Source organism: Sulfurovum sp. TSL1 (assembly GCF_019972135.1).
Classification (GTDB): domain Bacteria; phylum Campylobacterota; class Campylobacteria; order Campylobacterales; family Sulfurovaceae; genus Sulfurovum.
Map to the genome: position 1 here is coordinate 22893 of NZ_BPFI01000002.1, position 17328 is coordinate 40220.

At 40.9% G+C, this 17328-nt stretch carries 18 protein-coding genes; 15 read left to right on the plus strand and 3 right to left on the minus strand.

Annotated elements, in window-relative coordinates; translation table 11 throughout:
• The first annotated feature begins 113 nt into the window (after window positions 1-113).
• The 8 genes from LDM98_RS08980 (at window position 114) to LDM98_RS09015 (ending at window position 6548) form a co-directional block, all read left to right on the plus strand.
• Window positions 114-857: a DUF4395 domain-containing protein gene (locus tag LDM98_RS08980; protein WP_223899101.1), complete on the plus strand. Its 744-nt coding sequence runs from the start codon at window positions 114-116 to the stop codon at window positions 855-857.
• A 176-nt stretch (window positions 858-1033) separates the two neighbouring features.
• The gene (rpmE, locus tag LDM98_RS08985) at window positions 1034-1234 is read left to right on the plus strand and encodes a 50S ribosomal protein L31 (RefSeq protein ID WP_008245603.1); all 201 of its coding nucleotides are present in this window, start codon (window positions 1034-1036) and stop codon (window positions 1232-1234) included.
• A 103-nt stretch (window positions 1235-1337) separates the two neighbouring features.
• On the plus strand, window positions 1338-2153 hold the full coding sequence (gene rsmI, locus LDM98_RS08990; protein WP_223899102.1) for a 16S rRNA (cytidine(1402)-2'-O)-methyltransferase: 816 nt from the start codon (window positions 1338-1340) through the stop codon (window positions 2151-2153).
• Window positions 2154-2220: 67 nt separating this feature from the next.
• Window positions 2221-2907 carry a 23S rRNA (guanosine(2251)-2'-O)-methyltransferase RlmB gene (rlmB, locus tag LDM98_RS08995; protein ID WP_223899103.1) on the plus strand — a complete coding sequence of 229 codons (687 nt, stop codon included), beginning with the start codon at window positions 2221-2223 and terminating at the stop codon, window positions 2905-2907.
• The gene (locus tag LDM98_RS09000) at window positions 2894-3496 is read left to right on the plus strand and encodes a hypothetical protein (RefSeq protein ID WP_223899104.1); all 603 of its coding nucleotides are present in this window, start codon (window positions 2894-2896) and stop codon (window positions 3494-3496) included. Before rlmB ends, LDM98_RS09000 begins: the two co-directional genes overlap by 14 nt.
• Window positions 3497-3552: 56 nt before the next feature.
• On the plus strand, window positions 3553-4785 hold the full coding sequence (locus LDM98_RS09005; protein ID WP_223899105.1) for an LL-diaminopimelate aminotransferase: 1233 nt from the start codon (window positions 3553-3555) through the stop codon (window positions 4783-4785).
• Window positions 4778-6040 (plus strand): homoserine dehydrogenase, encoded by a 1263-nt coding sequence (locus LDM98_RS09010; protein WP_223899106.1) that lies wholly within the window; start codon window positions 4778-4780, stop codon window positions 6038-6040. The genes LDM98_RS09005 and LDM98_RS09010 overlap by 8 nt, the downstream gene beginning before the upstream one ends.
• Window positions 6041-6050: 10 nt before the next feature.
• Window positions 6051-6548, plus strand: a complete 498-nt coding sequence (locus LDM98_RS09015; RefSeq protein WP_223899107.1) for a YajQ family cyclic di-GMP-binding protein — start codon at window positions 6051-6053, stop codon at window positions 6546-6548.
• A gap of 186 nt (window positions 6549-6734) precedes the next feature.
• Here the strand turns inward: LDM98_RS09015 and LDM98_RS09020 are convergent, their stop codons facing one another.
• Entirely contained in the window at window positions 6735-6983 is a 249-nt protein-coding gene (locus LDM98_RS09020) for a hypothetical protein (protein WP_223899108.1), read from the minus strand.
• A 125-nt stretch (window positions 6984-7108) separates the two neighbouring features.
• A complete protein-coding gene (locus LDM98_RS09025; RefSeq protein ID WP_223899109.1) occupies window positions 7109-8359 on the minus strand; it encodes an OFA family MFS transporter in 1251 nt (416 codons plus the stop codon).
• A 189-nt stretch (window positions 8360-8548) separates the two neighbouring features.
• On the opposite strand from LDM98_RS09025, the gene LDM98_RS09030 reads away from it, so the two are divergent.
• The gene (locus LDM98_RS09030) at window positions 8549-10642 is read left to right on the plus strand and encodes a molybdopterin oxidoreductase family protein (RefSeq protein ID WP_223899110.1); all 2094 of its coding nucleotides are present in this window, start codon (window positions 8549-8551) and stop codon (window positions 10640-10642) included.
• 156 nt (window positions 10643-10798) lie between these two features.
• On the opposite strand, the gene metE is transcribed toward LDM98_RS09030, so the two are convergent.
• Window positions 10799-13072 (minus strand): 5-methyltetrahydropteroyltriglutamate--homocysteine S-methyltransferase, encoded by a 2274-nt coding sequence (gene metE, locus LDM98_RS09035; protein WP_223899111.1) that lies wholly within the window; start codon window positions 13070-13072, stop codon window positions 10799-10801.
• A 542-nt stretch (window positions 13073-13614) separates the two neighbouring features.
• Between metE and LDM98_RS09040 the strand changes: the two genes are divergently transcribed.
• The 6 genes from LDM98_RS09040 to dapB all read left to right on the plus strand — a co-directional run bounded on the left by LDM98_RS09040 (window position 13615) and on the right by dapB (window position 17328).
• Complete coding sequence (locus LDM98_RS09040; RefSeq protein ID WP_223899112.1) at window positions 13615-13848, plus strand: ORF6N domain-containing protein; 234 nt, start codon at window positions 13615-13617, stop codon at window positions 13846-13848.
• A gap of 13 nt (window positions 13849-13861) precedes the next feature.
• Window positions 13862-14206 carry a YraN family protein gene (locus tag LDM98_RS09045; RefSeq protein WP_223899113.1) on the plus strand — a complete coding sequence of 115 codons (345 nt, stop codon included), beginning with the start codon at window positions 13862-13864 and terminating at the stop codon, window positions 14204-14206.
• Between the two features lie 30 nt (window positions 14207-14236).
• Window positions 14237-15028, plus strand: a complete 792-nt coding sequence (locus tag LDM98_RS09050; protein ID WP_223899114.1) for a phytanoyl-CoA dioxygenase family protein — start codon at window positions 14237-14239, stop codon at window positions 15026-15028.
• Between the two features lie 128 nt (window positions 15029-15156).
• Window positions 15157-15474 (plus strand): thioredoxin, encoded by a 318-nt coding sequence (gene trxA, locus LDM98_RS09055; RefSeq protein ID WP_223899115.1) that lies wholly within the window; start codon window positions 15157-15159, stop codon window positions 15472-15474.
• A 147-nt stretch (window positions 15475-15621) separates the two neighbouring features.
• The gene (gene trxB, locus LDM98_RS09060) at window positions 15622-16560 is read left to right on the plus strand and encodes a thioredoxin-disulfide reductase (protein WP_223899116.1); all 939 of its coding nucleotides are present in this window, start codon (window positions 15622-15624) and stop codon (window positions 16558-16560) included.
• Complete coding sequence (gene dapB / locus LDM98_RS09065; protein WP_223899117.1) at window positions 16561-17328, plus strand: 4-hydroxy-tetrahydrodipicolinate reductase; 768 nt, start codon at window positions 16561-16563, stop codon at window positions 17326-17328.

A 17328-nucleotide genomic window follows, 5' to 3' on the forward strand; every position in this document is an offset into this window, starting at 1 on the left:
CAATGCATAGTAAAATCCAGATAATATTTACAGTTTCAAGCGAAGTGCTTTACTGAACCTTAACAAGAGTTTCAAGGCATGCTTGAACATCTACAGAGACAAAAGGAAATTTATTGAACCTACAAAGTTTTTTATGGGAATATGGGGCAAAAGTCCCCGGATATGATGTTCGAGTCATCAATGAAAGAGAGGCAAGGGCTGCAGCAGGGATCCTTGGAACGCTGGGGATGATCGTTATATTTGTCGGTATAGGATTTAACCACACTATGGTAGCAAGGGTCTATCTGGCATTCTTATTTGTTGATTTCACGGCGAGGATCATAAGCCCCAACTACTCTCCCTCGTTACTTTTGGGAAAACTGGTGGTACAAAACCAAAAACCGGAGTATGTAGGCGGATTGCAAAAACGCTTTGCATGGACACTGGGCTGGCTGATATCCCTTCCTATGATGTGGTGGTTCGTGATACACTGGGATATCAATTTTTACAAAGTGTTGATCTGTGTGCTTTGCCTGCTGCTTACATTTCTGGAAAGTGCGTTTGGAATCTGTGTAGGGTGTAAGCTATACAAGATCATGACCAAAATAGATCCGGCACACTGTCCCGGAGGTGTCTGTGAAATACGTAAAAAAGAGCCTATACAAATGTTCAGTCCGATACAAAAAGTGATCACTGCTTTAACCGTGATCGGACTGGTTGTGGGAACCTATTTCTTTTTGGCGTATACAAAACCTACCACATTCTTCGGTGAATTTCTCCATGAAGCGGTTTTAACAGATTCGCAACTTCAAAAAGAGAAAGATGCTGAGTTTCAAAGAGAGATGGAAAAAGAGTTTGGGGATGATGAAGAGTGGTAGGGGGTTGGCTCACACCTATTACTATTTTATAATTTTTTAAAACTATTTGGATATAATCACGCCCTATATTGTCTCGCCTTAGAGCGTTGCAATGCCCCTTTTCATAAAAAAAGGAAGAGTCATTGGCTAGAGCAGGTTAGTTGCCTGACACACAAAAAAAACTAAAAGGTTAGAAAATGAGAAAAGAAATTCACCCAGATTACGTTGAGTGTAAAGTGACATGTGCGTGTGGTAACACGTTTCAGACTAAAACAAATAAAGAAGCGTTAAGTATTGATATTTGTAATGAATGTCACCCGTTCTTCACAGGTTCTGAAAAGATTCTTGATGCTGCAGGTAGAGTAGAGAAGTTCAAGAACAAATATAAATTAAGTTAATCTTGATGACATAGAGAGTCTTGCTCTCTATGCTTGCAGTCATGCTGCGTCCGCTTTCTCTTTAAGCAGGCACTTATTCTCTTCACACATTAAAGTATTTACTATGTTAACATTTATCCCCACACCCATTGGAAATCCACAAGATATTACGATAAGAGCGATGAAGCTTTTTGAAAAAGCAGAACTCTTTTTATGTGAAGATACACGTCAGACCAAACGGCTTTTGCGTTTACTCGAAGAGCGGTTTGATATGGTGTACCCTGATGCATCGTTCTATTCTTTTAATGAGCACAATGGCAAAGCGAGACTTGAGGAGTTTGGCAGCATATTAGGGGAAAAAGAAGTGGTGTATGTCAGTGATGCGGGCATGCCGATCATCTCTGATCCCGGACAGATCCTTGTCGCCTATGCACAGGAACACCACATACCCTACGATGTGCTTCCGGGGGCATCTGCAGTGACCACCGCCTATGCAGCAAGCGGTTTTGAAGAAGGGAAATTTCTATTTTATGCATTTTTGCCACACAAAGGCAAAGAGAGAAGTGCCGCTTTAAGCGAAGCCATGAGCAATGGCTACAACACCGTACTCTATGAAGCGCCTCATCGTCTGGAAAAGCTTTTAAATGAGATCGTGACACTGGATGAGGATAGAGAACTTTTTCTGGCAAAAGAGATCAGTAAAAAGTATCAAAGATACTATCGGGGTACCGCCCGATCGCTCAATGAAGAATTCAAAGAGCTGACCATACGCGGCGAATGGGTAGTGATCATCAAAGCCCAAAAAAGTACAGAAAAAAGCCTTAGCTTTACCGAGGTGCTGAGTTTGGACCTCCCGCCTAAACCTAAAGCGAAACTTTTGGCGCAGCTTAGTGATAAAAGTGTCAAAGAGTGGTATAGTGAACTCACACATGCTACTTAACACTGTAAAAGCAAAAAAAAGGTAAAATCACTCAATTAGTGACTATGACAAAAAGGTTATCATCTTTATGATTATATATGGAAAACAAGTCTGTATGCATGCCCTGGAGCAGCATTCAGAGAAAATAAAAACTGTCTATGTTGCTAAGAAAGGGATACTCCCCAAAGAGCTGTTCCATCAATACCATGATAAGATCAAGTTCTTAGAAGAGAAATGGGCCCAATCTATGAGCAAGGGCGGAAATCACCAGGGCATACTTGTGGAGATGGCCGAGTTTGAACAAAGTGCTCTGACCGAGATCAAAAAAAATGATTTCATTGTCGTACTGGACGGTTTAACCGATGTGGGGAACATAGGGGCCATCGTACGATCGGCCTATGCACTCGGTGCGGATGCTGTGATCGCGGCAGGGGTCAAGCAGCTTAATTTTGCTGCCATAGCACGTACAAGTTCCGGGGCCATGCTGGATATGCCTTTTATGATCGCAGCGAACATCTTGGATACATTTAATGAACTTCAGCAACTTGGCTTTACCTTCTATGGTGCCTCGATGGATGGAGAAAATGTGCAGGAGTCGACCTTTGATACCAAACGTGTGCTTGTGTTGGGAAGTGAAGGCAGGGGACTTTCCAAAAAGGTCATCGCCAAACTGGACCACAGGGTATCGATAGAGATGAAGCATGCATTTGACTCATTGAATGTGAGCGCAGCTGCAGCGATTTTAATACATAGGATGGGTTATGCAATTAAATGAGATACTTGAAGAAAACACGATAAAAGGTATCAGTCAAAAGACAAAGATATCTGAAGATAATCTTGAAAATCTTTTGGCCGCAAATTTTGATGCGATCAAAAAGATCAAAGCTTTGGGTTTTATCTCTATTCTGGAGCGAGAGTATGATGCAGACCTCAGTCAATTAAAAGAAGAGGCATTGGCGTATTATTCACAGGGGAAAGAGGACCATGGCTTTACGGTAGTTCAGCCTATGGAGGAAGAGAAAAGAGGAAAGTCAAAGTTGTTTTTATTGCTTGTTCTGGCTCTTTTGGCGTATGCTTCCTGGTATTTTTTTACTCAGTTCGATAAAAAACATTTGAGCGGACTGATCTCTTTTATCGATGAGCAAAAGATGGAAAATGCCGTCACAGAGAATGAAGGGCACAAACAAGAGATCAGCATAGAAGAGCTGAGTATTGCAAATGTAGTTGTCACCGATACAAATACAAATAGTGCAGTAGAGGAAAAAGTAGTAGTAGAAGAAGCTGTGCCTCAAGAGAGTATAGAGAGTAGTAAAGCAGTGGTGAAAGAGATAAATGTTTCTGCTGAACCTGTAAGCCAATTTTAGTCCTGTCTGGATGGGACCAATGATAAAAATGAAAAAAAATGTAAAGTGAGTAAAGCATGTTTGATGAAATTCAATTTGAGAAAATAAACCGGTTGCCAAAGTATCTTTTTGCAGAGATCAATGAGATTAAAATGGATTTGAGAAGAAAAGGGGTGGATATCATAGATTTTTCTATGGGGAATCCTGACGCTTCTACACCGCAACCTATCATCGATAAACTATGTGAAACTGCACAAAAACCCAAAACACACGGGTACAGTGCAAGTAAAGGGATCTATAAACTTCGTTTGGCAATGAGTAAGTGGTATAAGCGCAAGTATAATGCAGATCTCGATCCGGACACGGAGATCGTTGCGACCATGGGGAGTAAAGAGGGGTATGTGCACCTTGTTCAGGCGATTTCCAATCCCGGTGATGTTGCAATCGTTCCGGACCCTACCTATCCTATTCACTCTCAGGCATTTATTTTGGCTGGAGCCAATGTTGAGAAGATGCAGCTTATTTTTGATGAAGAGACATTTGAGGTTGATGAAGACAGATTTCTGGCTGATGTAGAAGAGTCGCTGGACAATTCTGTCCCTCAGGCAAAATTTTTAGTGGTAAACTTTCCACACAACCCGACCACAGCGACAGTGACACCACAGTTTTATGAGAGACTGGTAGCTCTGGCTAAAAGAAAACGTTTTTATATTATCTCTGATATCGCATATGCGGATATCACATTTGACGGATACACGACACCATCTATCATGAGCGTGGAAGGTGCAAAAGATGTGGCTGTTGAGTCGTATACCCTTTCAAAGTCTTATAACATGGCAGGCTGGAGAGTAGGTTTCATCGTAGGAAATAAAAAACTTATCGGTGCGCTACAGAGTATCAAGTCATGGTTGGATTATGGGATGTTCACCCCGATCCAGGTGGCTGCGACCGTAGCGCTCGATGAACATGGGTATATACCCGATGAGCAGATCATTCCTCGTTATGAAAAAAGACGTGACGTGATGATCGAAGCATTTACCAATGCAGGATGGCCATTGGCAACACCAAGTGCTTCTATGTTCATCTGGGGCAAAATACCTGAGATAGCAAGAGATATGGGTTCTTTGGAATTCTCAAAACAGCTTCTTCTTCATGCAGGGGTTGCTGTAAGTCCCGGTATAGGATTTGGTAAATACGGGGATGAGTATGTACGTATCGCACTGATAGAAAATGAGAACCGTATCCGTCAAGCTGCACGAAATATCAAGAAGTTCCTAAAAGAGCTGGAAGAGGCGAAAAAGAATGGTTAAAGTAGGGATTCTAGGTGTAGGTACAGTCGGTGCAAGTGTTGCAAAGATACTTGAAGAGAACGGTGACATTATCGAAGCGAGAGCCGGAGAAAAGATCGTTGTAAAATCTGGTGTGGTAAAAAATCTTTCCAAAGAGAGAGGGGTAAGCATTACGCTGAGCGATGATCCCTACGATGTGATCGATGATCCTGAGATCGACATCGTTATAGAATTGATGGGTGGTGTGGAAGAGCCTTATGCACTTGTCAAAAAAGCACTTGAAAACGGTAAAGCGGTGGTCACTGCGAACAAGGCACTGCTTGCATACCATCGTTATGAGCTTCAGGAGATAGCCGGTGACATCCCTTTGATGTATGAAGCAAGTACGGCTGGCGGTATACCTATCATCGGTGCATTGCGTAACGGGCTTTCTGCGAACCACATAGAGTCTATCCAGGGGATCATGAACGGTACATGTAACTATATGCTTACCAAGATGATCAATGAGGGTGCACAGTATGATGAGATCCTTAAAGAGTCTCAGGAGCTAGGGTATGCAGAGGCTGACCCTTCGTTTGATGTGGGTGGGTTTGATGCTTCGCACAAATTGCTTATTTTGGCAAGTATCGCCTATGGGTTGGATGCAAAACCTGAAGATATCCTCATTGAAGGTATAGAGAATATCACGCAAACGGATGTCTCTTTTGCAAAAGAGTTCGGTTATGAGATCAAATTGCTCGGTATAGCCAAAAAAGTGGGTCAGGGGGTAGAGCTCAGAGTCCATGCTACCATGATACCGCAAGAGTCCATGATCGCCAAAGTGGACGGTGTGATGAATGCCGTTACGGTGGTAGGTGACCGCGTAGGTGAAACGATGTACTACGGACCAGGTGCAGGCGGTGATGCGACTGCTTCAGCCGTGATAGCGGACATTGTGGACATTGTTCGTGGGAACCAGGGGCCTATGCTCGGGTATAAAAAAGGTTTAGAGAGCGGGTTGAAGCTTCTGCCTAAAGAGGATATCGTGACCCAGTACTACCTAAGACTGGAAGTGGATGATAAAAGCGGTGTACTGGCCGCGATCACTTCAACCCTTGGGAAATTTGATATCTCTATAGAAGCGATGCTGCAAAAACCTACGAAAAATGACGAGATAGCCAAACTGCTCTTTACGACACATACCTGTAAAGAGAGTAAAATGCAAGATGCCATCATCGCTTTAGAAAAACTGGATGTGGTACATGGTAAGATCGCTATGATAAGGATAGAGAAGTAAAGGAGCACGGATGGCAAAAGATCACTATTTCGACATATCAGCTAAACTGGATATGATGGAGCTTAAAAATGCGCTTGTGATGGCTGAGAAAGAGGTTGCTACGCGGTTTGATTTTAAGGGTTTGGTAGCTGAGTTCAAGCTCAATGAGGCTGCTAAGACTTTGAGCCTCAGTTCTTCTACGGATTCAAAGATTGATGCACTCAAAGATATACTTATCTCTAAACTGATCAAAAGAGGTATCGCAGGAAAGTCACTTGAAGAGGTGAAAACTGAGGGTATATCGGGAGGTAACGTAAAAGTGATCTACCGTATCGTTGACACGATCGATAAAGATGAAGCGAAAAAGATCGTTAAAGCGATCAAAGAGTTGAAGATAAAGGTCACACCATCTATACAGGGTGATGAAGTACGTGTATCGGGTAAAAAGATAGATGATCTCCAAGCGGTGATGGCTGAAGTGAAGAAGTTGGATCTGAAGGCACCGTTGGTGTTTGGGAATTTTAAATAATTATTGAATGAGTTTGATTTCTTTTGCATACTTACTTGTATGCTAGTTGAGACTTTGTTTCTCTCTTCATTTTTTTAGACAAAACGAAGCAAAAAATCGTCGTGGCTCTCGAATCGCTTCGCTTACGAGGGCGTTCGCCACGACAAGGCACGCTTTGCGTGATTTATGAAAGAATGTACAGTGTTCTTATGAACAGTGTCCGCCACCACAGCATCCGCCTGAAGCAGCTGCTTGAGGTGCTTTCATAGCGATGCTAAAGTTATCACCACTTTCACTAAGTTCAAATCCATGTTTACCACAGAATTTTTCATTCATATGGCTTACCATACCTTGTGCTTTCATCATCGCATCATCTTTGTTATCAAACGTAACATTGTTTTCTAGTTCACTTCTTTTGAAGCATCCGCATTCTTGAGCTATATTTATAGTTGACATTGTAAATCCTTAGTTTATAATTTTTCAGATAGTAACAGAGTTATATTAATAATAGCTTTATTATTGAATAAATAAGAGAATTTTACTCTTATTTATTCAAAGAGAGTCAGTAAAGAATACTAAAACTAAGCTATTGCTTGATTTTTTTTAATTTTTTTGATGTTTGCAAGCATGAGTAGAGAGGTCATAAGGGCAACAACGAAAAGACCGACAAAGACATAAAGCGTACCCGTATAACTCCCTGTTGTATCTTTGACATAAGCGATAATGATAGGCCCTACAAGACCTGCCAAAGCCCAGGCAGTGAGGATATACCCGTGAATAGCACCAAGTTCTTTGGTACCGAATATATCGCCGATGTATGCAGGAACGGAAGCGAATGCACCGCCGTAACATGTCATGATATAATAAAGGAGTACCTGGAAGAGCAGTATACTTGTCACGGTTGTCAGCATATAGAATGCAACGATCTGTGTGATAAAGAAAAGTACAAAGACGACAGGTCTTGTAAGGTAATCTGAGATACTTGCCCATGCAATTCTACCTGCACCGTTGAAGATACCCATAAGTCCTACGGCTGAGGCTGCAGCCAAAGCAGAGATACCGATCACTTCCTGCAGGAGCGGGGAAGCTACAGAGATAATGGCAATACCGCAGGTTACATTGATAAAAAGCATGATCCAAAGCCCATAAAATCTGGCAGTTTTGACGGCTTCATCACGTGTAATGTTTACCAGATCTTCTTTGAGCTTCTTTTTACCCGCATTGATGGCAGCAGTGAAATGTGCCGGCATATACCCTTCTGGAGGATTAGCGAGATATTGTGCTGCGGTAAACATCACAAGGAAGTAGATAGAACCCAGGATATAAAACGTTGAAGAGATACCTACGGCATCGATCAGTACCTTGATGGCAGGTCCTGAGATAGCAGAGGCAAAACCAAAGCCCATGATGGCAAGTCCTGTTGCCATACCCCGTCTGTCCGGGAACCATTTCACCAGCATGGAGACAGGAGAAATATATCCTATACCAAGACCGGCTCCTCCTAGAACACCGTAAGTGAAATAGAGAAGCAGTTTTGATCCCAGGTAGATAGCCAGACCCGAACCCACAGTCCCCAGCCCGAATAAAACAGCGGCAAGTGTCGCAGCCACTCTGGGTCCTTTACGCTCTACAAATTTACCCATCAGCGCGGCAGAGAGACCCAGAAAGAAGATCGCAATAGAAAAGGTGATCGTTACATCGGTAAGTGTCCAGTTCATGGTGGACTGTATAGGTTTGACGTAGACGCTCCATGCATACACAGAGCCTATAGAGATATGAATGGCCATCGCAGCCAGGGCCATGAACCAGCGGTTTTTAACTTTTTTCACCATTGAATATTCCTTAGATTTGAATTGTAGGGATTATATCCGGGCTGTCAATATAGGTACTCGACACTAATGGATACATTAGTGACCTTTTAGATATAATTCGACAGATAGTAACAACGCTTACTTAAAAAAACATGATTTTAATTATAAATAGGATAAAATTAGTCCTATTTAAGTACAAAAGGGTACATAATGACAAAAAAAGCTGATAATGACTATGAAATAATAGACAGTGTTTGTGCATATTGTGGTGTGGGTTGTGATATTGCCGCTGAGGTCGATACAAAAGAGAATAAAATCAAGAAGATCTTTGCACATCCGGATGGTGCGACATCTGAAGGAAAACTTTGTATCAAAGGAACACAAGGATACGATTTTGTGGATGCAAAAGAGAGACTAAGAACACCCCGTATCCGTAAAAGCTTTTTAGAGAAGAACCCTGAGATCAAAACAGCGATCGCAGGTTCGCTCACCGATCTGGATGACACGTGGTATGAGACTGATCTGGATGCTGCTACCACTGCAGGGGCCATGAAGCTCAAAGGGATCCAATCCCAATATGGTGAAAAATCTGTCTGTTCACTCGGAGGAGCCAGAACTTCATGTGAGTCAGCGTATTATTTTCAAAAGTTCACACGCTATACCTTGAACTCTCCACACGTAGACAATTGTGCCAGAGTCTGTCACTCTCCTTCACTCAAGGGGATGAGACTTACCATCGGTGAGGGGGCGGCAAGTAACCCGTTTGATGATATCTACAAAACAGAATTTATGATCGTGATGGGTTCGAACACGACCGAGGCACACCCGATCGTCGGTAACCGTATGATCAAAGCGGCACAAAAGGGTACACCTATCGCATGTTTTGATGTGCGCGAGATCAAACTGCATAAATTCTCAAAATATAAAGCAGTCACTCCGCATGAAGCGAATCTGCTTGTGCTCAATATGATGGCATACACGATCATTACCGAAGAGTTGTATCATAAAGATTTTATCAAAAACAGAACAAAGAACTTTGAACACTTTAAAGAGAGCATTTTAAATGATCCCTATGCGAATCCTGAATTTTTCAGAGAAGTGGAAGGGTATGAGTATTTGGCAGATATGCTCCCGGAGATCGCGCGTGAGTATGCCACAAAGAAATCTCTTATTTTATGGGGACTTGGGATCACTGAACATGTAGATGGCTCTTACGCTGTTATGGCCATCGTTCACTTGGCACTGATGACCGGGAATATCGGTAAAGATGGTGCGGGTGTGATGCCGCTGCGCGGTCAGACCAACGTGCAAGGTGCCTGTGATATGGGTATGCTCCCCTACTATGCACCCGATTATACGGCGCCAAAAGAGGTGGGACTTATGACACCTCAGTTGGTCGATGGCATGCTTGACGGAACGATCAAGGGTGTGTTGAATATCGGTGAAGATCTCACGCATATCCATCCAAATATCAATAAGATCACAAAAGCATTTGAAAACCTGGACCTTATCTTCGTACAAGAGTTGTTCATGACAGACATCGCTGAACGTGCAGACATTGTAGTGGGGGTAAAGTCAGCCTATGAAAAAACAGGTATCTACATCAATGCAATGAGAAAGGTCCACCTTTCAACGCCACTCGTCAAGTCTGATCTTCCGGATGATTGGGAAGTGATCAAACTTCTTGATGAGAAAATGGGAGGGGGATTTGATTTTGAAACCTCTGAAGATATCTGGAACGATGTAAGAAAAACGGCAACAAACAGATTTAGCGGTGCCTCTTATGAAATGCTTAGAGCCAATGAAAAGCAGGGTATTTCGTGGCCGATCACCGAAGAGGGTGGTACACCGGTACTGCACAGAGAAGACTTTAGAACAAAAGATGGTATCGGGGCATTCAGATACCATGGGTACAAACTCTCAGGGATGATCGAAGAGATACTAAATAAAGCACTGAAGGGCTACCATTTAACGACAGGAAGAATCATGGCCCATTACAATAACTCTGCGCAAACAAAATATACAGAGAACCTCATGAAAAAACATAAAGAGGATGTTCTTTTAGTACATGAAAGCGACAGCGAAGATTTTCCAACAGAAAGGGTGATCCTCAAAACCGAGTATGGTCAGACCAATCCATTAAAGGTAAAATTCACAGATAAAGTGCGTCCGAAAACGCTCTATACCACGTTTCACCATGTGGATTCAAAACTCAATAACATTTTTGGTGACAAAAGTGATGAACTGATCATGACAGCGGCATTCAAATCGATTCAGGTCGATATTATTCCTGTAAGTGCGTAGATCACATTAGGTTAATTTTGAGGTCGCGATTTGCGACCTTAGAGACTCTCCTGTTCTTCTTTGACTCTATTACATTTTTTAGAAAAAATTGTTGCTTTATAACTAATAGCCACAAAGCAACATGTAAACTTACTGAGAGTAGGAAATAGTCACTTTTTATAACTTTTCTCTTACAATCTTTACAGCCTTCACCATATTTTCCAAACTAGGTTTTACCTCTTCCCATTTACGTGTCTTAAGTCCACAATCAGGATTAATCCATAGTTGTTCTTTTGGTAAGACTTCTAGTAGAAGTTTGATTTGTTCTACGATTTCTTCTACTGATGGAATTCGTGGCGAGTGAATATCATATACACCTGGTCCTACCTCTTGTTTGTATCCTACCTCTTTAAAAATCTTGAGTAGTTCATTCCCAGAACGTGCAGTCTCTATAGATATTACATCTGCATCCATTGCTTCTATCGTACGTATGATGTCATTAAACTCTGAGTAACACATATGCGTGTGTATTTGTGTCTCTTTATTTGCTGTGCTGACAGAGATTTTAAAGTCTCTCACTGCCCACTCTTCATAGGCTTGAATATTTTCTAATCGTAGGGGGTAACCTTCTTTAAATGCCGCTTCATCTACTTGAATCATCTTTATACCTGCTTTTTGTAAATCATCTACTTCATCACTTAATACGATGGCTATCTGTTTAGATACTTCACCTCTTGGCATGTCATCTCTGACAAATGACCAGTTGAGTATCGTGACAGGGCCAGTGAGCATTCCCTTCATGATATGATCTGTTTTGCTTTGTGCGTAGGTCATCCACTCAATTGTCATAGGTTTTGGACGGCTGATGTCACCATAAATAAATGGAGGCTTTACACAACGGCTTCCGTAGCTTTGTACCCATCCATTCTGACTAAAGCCATACCCGTCTAACTGCTCTCCAAAGTACTCGACCATATCGTTTCGTTCTGGCTCACCATGCACTAACACTTCTAATCCACACTCCTCTTGAAAGCTGATACACGTATCAATATAATCTTTCATCTTTGCTTCATATGTTTCTTTTGAAATAGCAGATTTTTTAAAGTCTGCTCTTGCTTTTCTTATCTCAGATGTTTGAGGAAATGAACCTATGGTAGTGGTAGCTAAATCTTTGTATCCTAAAATCTCTTTTTGGATTCTAATACGCTCTTCATATGTGCCTTCACGTTCGAGTTTTGTAAAGTTAGCAACTTTTCTTTGTATCGCTTTATTGTGAATACGGGCAGAGTTTTTTCTTGTTTTGTTCGCTTCTATGTTCGCCTTATATGCTACTGTTTCTTCTGTATTTAATAGCGCTATACTTTTAAAAAAGACTTTTGAGACGAGTGAGATTTCCTCCAGTTTTTCAACTGCGTAAGAGAGCCAGCTTTTTATTTCAGTATCCATTTTCTCTTCATATTTGAGCGTAAATGGTGTATGTAACAGTGAACATGAGGTTGAAACAATTATGTTATCTTTAGCCACATATTTTGAAATAGTTTCCAAAAGTTCAGTTGTCTGTGTAATATTGTTTTTCCAAATGTTTCTTCCGTCAACAACACCTGCTATAAGTTTTTTACCGCTGTTTGCTACAAGGTCTAAACTTTCAGTATTTTTTTCACCATGGTTAAAGTCAAGGCCAAGTCCCCAAACAGGTGTATGTACCAGTACTCTTGTTGCTTCATTTGAGTGTTCAAAGTAGGTTGTTACAATGATGTTAATGTTATTTGCGACTGAACAAAGAGCATCATAACATGGCTTAATAAGACTAAGTACTTTTGGCTCTACACCTTTTACAAAGATAGGTTCGTCAATCTGTACGGTTACAGTATCATCTAGCTTTGCAATTTCAGCCAATAGTGCTTCGTAAATTGGAAGGATTTTCCCAAAAAGTTCATATGTATCACCTCTGTCAACTCTTTTTGAGAGTCCTAAAAAAGTGATGGGTCCTATGAGGTTGATCTTGGTTTTGATGCCAAGTGCCTTGGCTTCTTTATATTCATTTAACACTTTTGTAGCATTGAGTACATAGTTATCTGTGGGAGAAAGCTCTGGTACGATATAGTGATAGTTGGTATTAAACCACTTTGTCATCTCCATAGCGACAGCATCTTTATTTCCACGAGCCATAGAAAAGTAGAGTTCTTCATTTTCTAAATCTTTAAACCTTTGTGGTATCGCTCCTAGCATGATAGCAGTGTCCAGTACATTGTCATAAAGAGAAAAGTCATTTGATGAAATGAAATCAATACCCGAATTCTTTTGATAGTTCCAGTGTCTTATTTTTAACTCTAGTGCGACTTTTTCTACTTCGTTAAAGTCTGTTTTACCAGCCCAAAAAAGTTCTAATACTTTTTTTAATTCTCTTTCTTCCCCAATACGTGGGAATCCTACTACATAATTTTTTGACATAATTGTTCCTTTGAATATAACAATCCAAATGTTGCACTAAAAAATAGAAAGAATTCTAGTGTAGCATTTAAATTAAATGTGTTTATAGAGTGTGTTATTGGTTAGTTATTTTGAAAGGATTGTAAATGGAGGATGTACGCCCGTACGTCTAAAGGCAAAGTATGTACAGTAAAAAGGACATCTAGGGATGTAATGGTTTAAAAGCAATGTCATTCTTGTTTTGAGTTTAAAAAAACAGTTGCAATGGCATGCTTTAATGGGAGCTAAAGGAGAATAAACCCCAGCAACGAATAATGAAGAAAAAATAGCTGGCATGGATCCTCCTTTATAAATATTTGATGAGATTATATCAGACACAATATTTATTAAATCTGAAGTTGTTTATTAATTTAGAAAGCTTGAGTTGATGTAAATTTATAAGGTTTCCTATTTTAAAAATTTGTGGAAGGTTTTGATGAGAAATATGTCAATATGACATGCTTTTGTACCCCCTCCTATTTTTTATTCTATACTCCTAATCATTAGGAGTAACTATGTATTAAATGATAACAGCCATCCATCATAAAATATATACTTTACGTGGTAAGCAGATTATGCCGGACTTTGATCTAGCAGAGCTTTATCAGATTGAAACAAGAGTATTAAACCAAGCAGTTAAACGAAATATTGAAAGGTTTCCACAAGACTTTATGTTTCAATTGAAGGTAGAGGAGTTTGAAAACTTGAAATCACAATTTGTGACATCAAGTTTTGAAGCAAGACAGATGAGAAAGTGATAAGGTTGATAAAATGACAAGAGAAGATCCTAAAAAATTCGGTAATGAGAGCGAGACCTTGGCCACACGTTTTTTAGAACAGGAAGGTTTCGTGATCTTGGAGCGTAATTACTTTGCACGTAAACTTGGCGAGATAGATATTATCGCTAAAAGAGATGATGTCCTGCATTTTATCGAAGTGAAAAGCGGGAAAACAGACTTTGATCCAGTCTATAATGTGACACCTTCCAAACTGCGAAAAGTGATCAACTCTGCACACTATTACCTGAAAACAAAAAAATTAGATATGCCATTTTCGATCGATGCACTGATCATTCGCTATAGAGAAGTAGAATTTATAGAGAATGTTACGCTATAATCTGCTTAATGATACTTTAAAGGCACCTATATGAGACTCTCCGATGAGCAGCTGCAACAATTTCATCAAAATGGTTTTATCGTCTTAAGAAATTTTTTACCCCAGGAAAAATGTGACGCGATATTGGATGTCGCCAAAGCACATTTAGAACATAAAATTGAACCGATTGAAACAGAGATAGGGTATGATGAGAGATCCAAAGAGTATCGTACCAATGTCGTGGATTATAGCAGTGGATCCAATGAAGCGCATATGATCGTCCGCAGGTTACGGCAGGTGTATGAGAGAGATGTCCTTTTCAAAGAGTGGATGGAAAATGCCGATATCCGTCCTGTTCTGCAGCAGATACTGGATGACAAAGTGGTGATAACAACCGCCCATCATAACTCTATTATGACAAAAATGCCTCATTACAGCAGGGCAACGGCCTGGCATCAGGACAGAAGATATTGGCGCTATTCAGACAATAATCTGGTGAGTGTATGGTTGGCTTTGGATGATGAGTACAGTGAGAACGGTGTGCTTGAATTCATACCTGGAAGCCATGTGATGCAATTCAAGCCTGAGCAGTTTGATGCAAAAGAGTATTTTAGAGAAGACACGAAAGAGAATGTCGCGCTGATAGCACAAAAGGTCTCCACGCCACTTAAAAAAGGCGATGTGATCATCTTCCACTCTTTACTGCTGCATAGGGCAAACAAGAACAGTACCGATAAAGCCAAAATATCCTTTGTCTATACGGTAAAGGGAGAAAGGACGATGGCTATAGAAGGGACACGCTCTTCTCAATATCCAGAGATCCGACTGGAAGAAATAGAATAAGAGGATTTTTATCCTCTTTGTATATAATTAGGACAAAAGATAGATAATTTTAAAAAATATAAGCTATAACAATAGTTTTTATAAGAAATTAGGTTATACTATTTATATAAAATTTAAAGGAAATAAATATGGCAAAATATGTAGATTTAACAGCTGAAAATTTTGATGCGACTATCGCTGAAGGTGTAACAATGGTAGACTTTTGGGCTCCATGGTGTGGACCTTGTAGAATGATCGCACCAGTGATCGAAGAGCTTGCAGAAGATTTTGATGGGAAAGCGACTATCTGTAAAGTCAATACTGATGAGCAGCAAGATATCGCAGTAAAATATGGCATCAGATCTATTCCAGCGATCCTTTTCTTTAAAGACGGTGAGTTGGTAGACCAAATGGTAGGTGCAGCTTCGAAAGATGCATTTGCTGAAAAGATCAACGCACAACTGTAAGTGATACATTTAAGAGAGGGTTTCCCTCTTTTAAAACTTCTTTCATATCTATATTTAGATAAAATCTCCTAAAATTTTTAACCAAGTATTTTCATTGTATAATAGATAGTATTTGCTTAAGTATTTTACTTAGTTCAAGGATTCAGAATGTTAGACTGTGCAATCATCGGTGGAGGACCGGCCGGACTTACAGCCGGACTCTACACCACAAGAGGCGGGCTTAAAAATGTTACACTGTTTGAGACGGGTATGCCTGGCGGGCAGATCACACAGAGTTCTGAGATAGAGAACTACCCCGGATTCTTTGAACATGATAAAACAGGTATGGATTTTATGGACACGTGGCAAAAGCAGTGTTTTCACTTCGGTCTTAAACATGAGATGAAAAAAGTAGAACGTGTGGCAAAAACAGGTGAGTACTTTACCGTTACACTGGAAGGCGATGAAAAGGTTGAAGCGATGACCGTCATCGTTTGTACAGGTTCCACACCTAAAAAGGCCGGTGTCAAAGGCGAAGATAAATACTTTGGAAAAGGTGTGAGCACCTGTGCCACCTGTGACGGCTTTTTTTACAAAGACAAGCCTGTGACCGTACTTGGCGGAGGTGATACCGCACTTGAAGAGGCATTTTATCTCTCCAATATCTGCTCAGATGTCTACGTGGTACACCGGAGAGATGAATTTAGAACAGCACCTTCGACTTTAGACAGAGTGAAAAGAAAAGAGAATATACATCTGATCACCAATGCTGTCATCGACGAAGTGCTTGGAGATGCTACGGGTGTCACAGGGGTCAACATCAAGCATAATGACGGGACCATGACACATATGGACAATACAGGATTGTTCGTTTTTGTGGGACATAATGTCAACAACGCGGTACTGAAAGATGAGAACGGTGATTTCATCTGTGAGATGAATGACTGTGGACAGGTGATCGTGGATCTAAGGATGAGAACATCACTGGAAGGTCTTTTTGCGGCAGGAGATATACGCATAGAAGCACCCAAACAAGTGGTTTCAGCGGCAGGTGACGGTTCAGTAGCCGCACTTCAGGTAATTTCATATATACAGGAGCAACAGTAGATGGCAAAAGTCGGTATAGTAGGTAGTACAGGTAGAATGGGTGCACACCTGATCAAGAATGTTCTGGAGCATGAGGTATTGGAACTGAGTGTTTTACATGTATTTGGTGAATTAAAAACGGATGTGCCTTCTGATGTATTGGTGACCAACAGTATGAAAACAGTGCTTGAAAACTGTGATGTCGTGATAGATTTTTCAGCACCTGCAGCCACACAGGAACTTTGCGAAGAAGCATTAAAGAACCCTACACCACTGGTGATCGCAACCACAGGATTTACGCAACATCAGCAAAATCTTCTTACAGAAGCTTCAAAAGAAATGCCGGTACTTTATGCATCAAATATGTCAGCAGGTATCGCACTTTTAAAACAGTTGGTAGAGCAGGTGGCAGCTACACTGGTAGATTTTGATATCGAGATCGTGGAACAGCACCATAGACATAAAGTGGATGCGCCAAGCGGTACGGCCTTAACGTTGGGTGAATTCGCAGCAAAAGGCAGAGGTCTGGATCTTGATGATGTACGTATTTCCGGAAGAGATGGCCAGATCGGAGCAAGATCCAAAGACGAGATCGCCGTGATGGCGCTTCGTGGCGGTGATATTGTAGGTCGACATACGGTTGGTTTTTATAATGATGGGGAGTTCCTGGAACTCAACCATACAGCTACCAGTAGAGAGACTTTTTCAAAAGGTGCGATCCGTGCGGCAGCATGGCTTGTAGATCAAAAGAGTGGTCTTTACTCAATAAATGATTGTTTAGGAATTTAA